The sequence below is a fragment of the uncultured Campylobacter sp. genome, from assembly GCF_937997595.1.
Classification (GTDB): domain Bacteria; phylum Campylobacterota; class Campylobacteria; order Campylobacterales; family Campylobacteraceae; genus Campylobacter_B.
Window position 1 is genome coordinate 1 of the sequence record NZ_CALKTS010000335.1, and the last position, 2,482, is coordinate 2,482.

Consider the following 2,482-nt stretch of genomic DNA (forward strand, 5'->3'; position numbering starts at 1 on the left):
TTGGTTGCAGAGGGTGGATTTGAACCACCGACCTTCGGGTTATGAGGAATTCGTGCACCTAAGTAGCCATTAAGCTACAAAAATATATAATAGCTTTATGCAAGTAAAATATACTCCATATTTTGAAAAATGGTATAAGAATTTATCGGATTATAAAGCCAAAGCTTCGATTTTGCGCCGTATCGACAAAATAAAAAATGAGGATTACTTCGGCGATTATAAATCCGTAACTAATGCTACTGATATATATGAGCTTAGAATTTTCGTTTCAGGCGGCATTAGAATTTATTTTACTTTCAAAGGCGATACGTTGATTATTTTGCTTTGCGGCGGCGACAAATCCACTCAAGCGCGTGATATTGAAAAAGCTAAGGAAATTTTAAAGGAGCTATGATGGAACTAAAAACTTTTGAATTGTCTGACTTTTTAGATAATGACGATGTAAGAAAAGAATATTTAAATCAAGTTTTAGCCGATGGTGATTTTGAGGAGCTTAAAAGAGCTCTTTTACATATTTCAAAAAGCTATGGCGTTGAAAAAATAGCTAAAAAAGCTAATCTTAATAGAGAGAGCTTTTATAAAATTTTTAAACCTAACTCTAAGCCTAGATTTGAGACTATCTCTAAAATACTTCGTGCTTTTGATATGAATTTGAGTGTTTCGGCTTAAAGAAATTTAGTGCATTTCGATTTGAATTATTTTATCGGGTTCTGTGTGCAAATTTCCTAAAATTTTGCATAGTTTTAAATTTCTTTCTACCATAAAACAGTTGTCGTTTTCTTTAGATAGGATTTTAAATTCTATTGTTTCTACCCCTTTGAATATCTCTTTTACCATTTTGCCTTGTATGGATTTAGCAGCATCGTTTAGTCCTATTTTTTCATAATAGCTATCGTCTTTTTCTACTTTTACTATTCCGCTGTTATTTATATTCCATATCATATCGGTTGGGATTTCTTTATTTTTCTCTACTTTGTAAATTTTACCGCTTTTATCGAATCTCATTCTTATTTTGTCGTATCTACCAAAAATGAAATTTACGCAACATTTGGTTTCTATAGCCTCCCACGTGCCGATTAAATTTATATTTTTACCGAATTGATATTGCTTGTTGCTTGGTGATATGTTTATTTCTATGTTTTCTTTAGCTTGTAGGCTAGCGAGGGTTAAAATTGTTGTTAGTAATATTTTATTCATTGATTTTTTAACGTTTCCTCGTAAATTCTCTTTTTTATCAAATTTAGAATGTCTATTTTATCTTTTTCTGATAGTTGGTTATAATAAAATTCTATGTTTGACATTTGCTTATTTTCTTTTGGCGTTTCTTTTTCTCTTTTATCCACTATGTCGAATAGTGCAAAATCATAATTCCCACTTTGATCCTCTTTTTTACCTATAAACGCTCTTATTGCGTAAATAATAAGTGCTATTACCGCGATTGCGAAAACTATTTCTAAAAAATAATACAAATATACCATCTTTAACGATGTATCCATCATGTCAACGGACTTATCCATTAATCTTTCAAAACTATTCATTTTTATCCTTTATTGTATTGATTTTTTTGGAGCCTGCTTTTTCTTTAATAGCTTCTAGTTTTTTAAGGTAAATTTCGGTCTCTTTGATTTGTTCATCAAGTGCTAGCCCTTGATTTATGAGTCTTATTAGCTCGGGTTTTTCTTTTTCCCAGTTGTTAAGCGTTCCTCTGCTTATGTTTAATAATTCTGCTAGTTCTTGTCTATTCATTTTGACATCTTTTTAATATTTTAGTAGATTTCGTTCAATTATTAAACATAAATTAAGAATTCTTTGTGTAATATCACAATGTTCGTTTTGTTTAATTATTAGACGAAATGTGTTTTTTTGCTTCCTTATTGTTGATCTTTTTGACGCACTGATTTTAACTAAAGTAAGCAAATTCTACACTTAATTTCTCGCACTATGCCGCGACAGAGTAAAGATGTCTAGGGTTGAAGTTAGGCGGGAGTTCCACCCGAGCAAGTGGTTAAACTACTCGGGGCGGTTTGTGAAATAACTCTTCCTTCCGCCCTTTAGGTTTAATCGAGTTAAGCTCAATCAAATATAAAGGAAGAGTTATGGACTACATTCTACAAGATTTCAAGGTTTCTTACGAAATTTCAAGCGCTATCGCAAAAAGCGGCGCTAAAGGCGAGATGAACGGACGGGCTTACTCAAGCTCCGTAAAAATTACCGCTCGCAACCGATACGAGGAAGAGAATTCAGTAACAAACTGTGTCGATCTAAAAGAGCAAGAACTCATAGTCAGAATTCTTTGCAAAGACGATCTAACAGCTGGGGTTCTTACTACGAAATTTAATCAGTTTTTCAAGAATAAAGGTGTTTTGAAATTTAACGCCGGGCTTCCGTCTTTTAACAATGGCGCATATACGCTTACTACTGATGAAGAGTAGAATTCCATCCCGTTGGGAATTGAAACCGTGTTTTTGAGCCACATTTGGAC

General features: G+C 32.9%; 6 protein-coding genes. 3 read left to right on the top strand and 3 right to left on the bottom strand.

Features of this window, described 5'->3' with window-relative positions; all coding sequences use genetic code 11:
- Positions 1–97: 97 nt before the first annotated feature.
- Positions 98–394, top strand: coding sequence for a type II toxin-antitoxin system RelE/ParE family toxin (locus Q0614_RS11355; RefSeq protein ID WP_298788794.1), 297 nt, complete (start codon positions 98–100; stop codon positions 392–394).
- The gene (locus Q0614_RS11360; RefSeq protein ID WP_298788796.1) at positions 394–669 is read left to right on the top strand and encodes an addiction module antidote protein; all 276 of its coding nucleotides are present in this window, start codon (positions 394–396) and stop codon (positions 667–669) included. Before Q0614_RS11355 ends, Q0614_RS11360 begins: the two co-directional genes overlap by 1 nt.
- A gap of 6 nt (positions 670–675) precedes the next feature.
- On the opposite strand, the gene Q0614_RS11365 is transcribed toward Q0614_RS11360, so the two are convergent.
- Genes Q0614_RS11365 through Q0614_RS11375 form a run of 3 tightly spaced genes read right to left on the bottom strand, consistent with a single transcriptional unit; the run spans position 676 to position 1,746 of the window.
- Positions 676–1,197: a hypothetical protein gene (locus Q0614_RS11365; RefSeq protein WP_298788798.1), complete on the bottom strand. Its 522-nt coding sequence runs from the start codon at positions 1,195–1,197 to the stop codon at positions 676–678.
- A complete protein-coding gene (locus Q0614_RS11370; protein WP_298788800.1) occupies positions 1,194–1,538 on the bottom strand; it encodes a hypothetical protein in 345 nt (114 codons plus the stop codon). The genes Q0614_RS11365 and Q0614_RS11370 overlap by 4 nt, the downstream gene beginning before the upstream one ends.
- Positions 1,531–1,746 (bottom strand): hypothetical protein, encoded by a 216-nt coding sequence (locus tag Q0614_RS11375; RefSeq protein ID WP_298788801.1) that lies wholly within the window; start codon positions 1,744–1,746, stop codon positions 1,531–1,533. The genes Q0614_RS11370 and Q0614_RS11375 overlap by 8 nt, the downstream gene beginning before the upstream one ends.
- Before the next feature lie 350 nt (positions 1,747–2,096).
- On the opposite strand from Q0614_RS11375, the gene Q0614_RS11380 reads away from it, so the two are divergent.
- Positions 2,097–2,432 carry a hypothetical protein gene (locus Q0614_RS11380; RefSeq protein WP_298788803.1) on the top strand — a complete coding sequence of 112 codons (336 nt, stop codon included), beginning with the start codon at positions 2,097–2,099 and terminating at the stop codon, positions 2,430–2,432.
- Positions 2,433–2,482 lie beyond the last annotated feature (50 nt).

Bases quoted from the DNA above. Each gene is read 5' to 3' on its own strand.
- Q0614_RS11355 (WP_298788794.1), top strand. From the start codon at position 98: ATGCAAGTAAAATATACTCCATATTTTGAAAAATGGTATAAGAATTTA.
- Q0614_RS11375 (WP_298788801.1), bottom strand. From the start codon at position 1,746: ATGAATAGACAAGAACTAGCAGAATTATTAAACATAAGCAGAGGAACG.
- Q0614_RS11370 (WP_298788800.1), bottom strand. From the start codon at position 1,538: ATGAATAGTTTTGAAAGATTAATGGATAAGTCCGTTGACATGATGGAT.
- Q0614_RS11365 (WP_298788798.1), bottom strand. From the start codon at position 1,197: ATGAATAAAATATTACTAACAACAATTTTAACCCTCGCTAGCCTACAA.
- Q0614_RS11380 (WP_298788803.1), top strand. From the start codon at position 2,097: ATGGACTACATTCTACAAGATTTCAAGGTTTCTTACGAAATTTCAAGC.
- Q0614_RS11360 (WP_298788796.1), top strand. From the start codon at position 394: ATGGAACTAAAAACTTTTGAATTGTCTGACTTTTTAGATAATGACGAT.